3 protein-coding genes and 1 pseudogene are annotated in these 1,771 nt (G+C 45.3%); all 4 read left to right on the top strand.

Annotation, left to right across the window (positions count from 1 at the left end):
• A pseudogene (locus A3738_RS29600) lies at nt 1–258 on the top strand (heme ABC transporter permease); the annotation flags it as partial.
• Nucleotides 251–427 carry a heme exporter protein CcmD gene (gene ccmD / locus A3738_RS32755; RefSeq protein WP_068473682.1) on the top strand — a complete coding sequence of 59 codons (177 nt, stop codon included), beginning with the start codon at nt 251–253 and terminating at the stop codon, nt 425–427. The pseudogene A3738_RS29600 and the gene ccmD, both read left to right, overlap by 8 nt.
• A complete protein-coding gene (gene ccmE / locus A3738_RS25015; protein ID WP_068473679.1) occupies nt 427–894 on the top strand; it encodes a cytochrome c maturation protein CcmE in 468 nt (155 codons plus the stop codon). The genes ccmD and ccmE overlap by 1 nt, the downstream gene beginning before the upstream one ends.
• The coding region (locus tag A3738_RS25010; protein ID WP_197474023.1) for a heme lyase CcmF/NrfE family subunit at nt 895–1,771 on the top strand (877 nt) is incomplete at its 3' end.

Genomic DNA, 1,771 nt, shown 5'->3' with positions numbered 1-1,771 from the left:
GTAATAAATATTCCGATCATTAAATATTCGGTTGATTGGTGGAATACACTGCATCAACCCGCAACGTTTACGTTAACAGAGAAACCCGCAATGCCGGCTGAGATGTGGTTGCCACTATTAATTATGGTGATTGGCATTTACTGTTTTTTTACGGCCTTGGTTCTCGTACGTATGCAGGCAGAAATCGTTCAACGAGAGCTTAAAACGCGTTGGGTCCATAAGCTATTGAATATCGAAGGTGAGCGGAGCAATGGCTGAATATTTTGAGATGGGCCACCATACTTTTTATGTTTGGTTATCTTACGGCGTATCGTTCGCCTTATTTTTTGGTTTAGCGTTTTTCTGTTTTGACGGGAGAGCAAAGGCTAAAACCACCACTGAAAAAAGAATTCGTCGTCTATTGAAACAAAAGAGAGAGTCAAAGTAGTGCATCCGAAGCGTAAGCAGCGATTGCTGATTATCTGTTTTCTAGTCTGTGGTCTTAGTGTTGCGATAGGGCTCGCTTTGTACGCACTGAGCGAGAATATAAATCTATTCTATAACCCGACGGAGATTTCCGAAGGTAAAGCTCCTGAAGGGGTGAAAATTCGCGCTGGTGGAATGGTTCGTGAAAGTTCAGTATCTCGTAGCGAAGATGATCTTACCGTTAAATTTGTTTTGACTGACTTCGTTGCCGATGTCGAAGTCAATTACACGGGCATACTGCCGGATCTATTTAGAGAAGGGCAAGGTATTGTCGCTTTAGGGCGGATTAATAATGAGGGTGTTCTCATTGCAGACGAAGTGCTTGCCAAGCATGACGAGAATTACATGCCTCCAGAAGTTGCAGAGGCACTCGAAAAGTCTGGGCATAAAGGTTACGGCGATCAATACACTTCAGATAAGGAATACTAAATGCTACCAGAGCTGGGTCATTTCGCACTGATAATAGGCTTATTGTGTGCCTGTCTACAAAGCATTACACCACTTTATGGTGTAGCGAAAAATTCCCCCGTATGGATGGAAACAGGGCGATCGTTAGCATTCGGCCAATTTTTCTTTATCTTTGTCGCTTTTTTAATCCTTGCAAACGCTTTTGTTCAAGATGACTTTAGCGTTAAGTATGTGGCTGGCCACTCCAATACGCTATTGCCTGTGTACTATAAGATCAGTGCTGTATGGGGTGGGCACGAAGGCTCACTATTGCTTTGGGCTCTTACCTTGGCAGGTTGGACAATAGCGGTTGCCATATTCAGTAAACAATTGCCACGCGAGATGCTTGCTAGAGTGCTTGCCGTGATGGGCATGATTAGTATTGGATTCTTGCTATTTATTTTACTGACGTCTAATCCGTTTGATCGTTTGCTTCCAAACACACCGCTAGAAGGAAGCGACCTCAACCCGTTGCTTCAAGACTTTGGTTTGATCGTGCATCCGCCAATGTTGTACATGGGATATGTGGGCTTCTCTGTGGCCTTTGCTTTTGCTATAGCGGCTCTACTGGGTGGCAGTCTTGATAGCGCTTGGGCAAGGTGGTCTCGACCTTGGACTATTGTTGCGTGGGCATTCTTAACGCTTGGTATCGCACTGGGAAGTTGGTGGGCATACTATGAATTAGGCTGGGGCGGTTGGTGGTTCTGGGACCCAGTAGAAAATGCTTCATTTATGCCTTGGTTAGTCGGCACAGCTCTGATGCACTCTCTTGCGGTGACTGAGAAACGCGGTGCCTTCAAAAGTTGGACCGTGTTCTTGGCAATCATTGCGTTTTCCTTGAGCCTGCTGGGTACATTCC

The organism is Oleiphilus sp. HI0066 (assembly GCF_001635725.1).
Note: the sequence above shows the minus strand (reverse complement) of the source record. Positions and strands in the feature narration are given on the sequence as shown.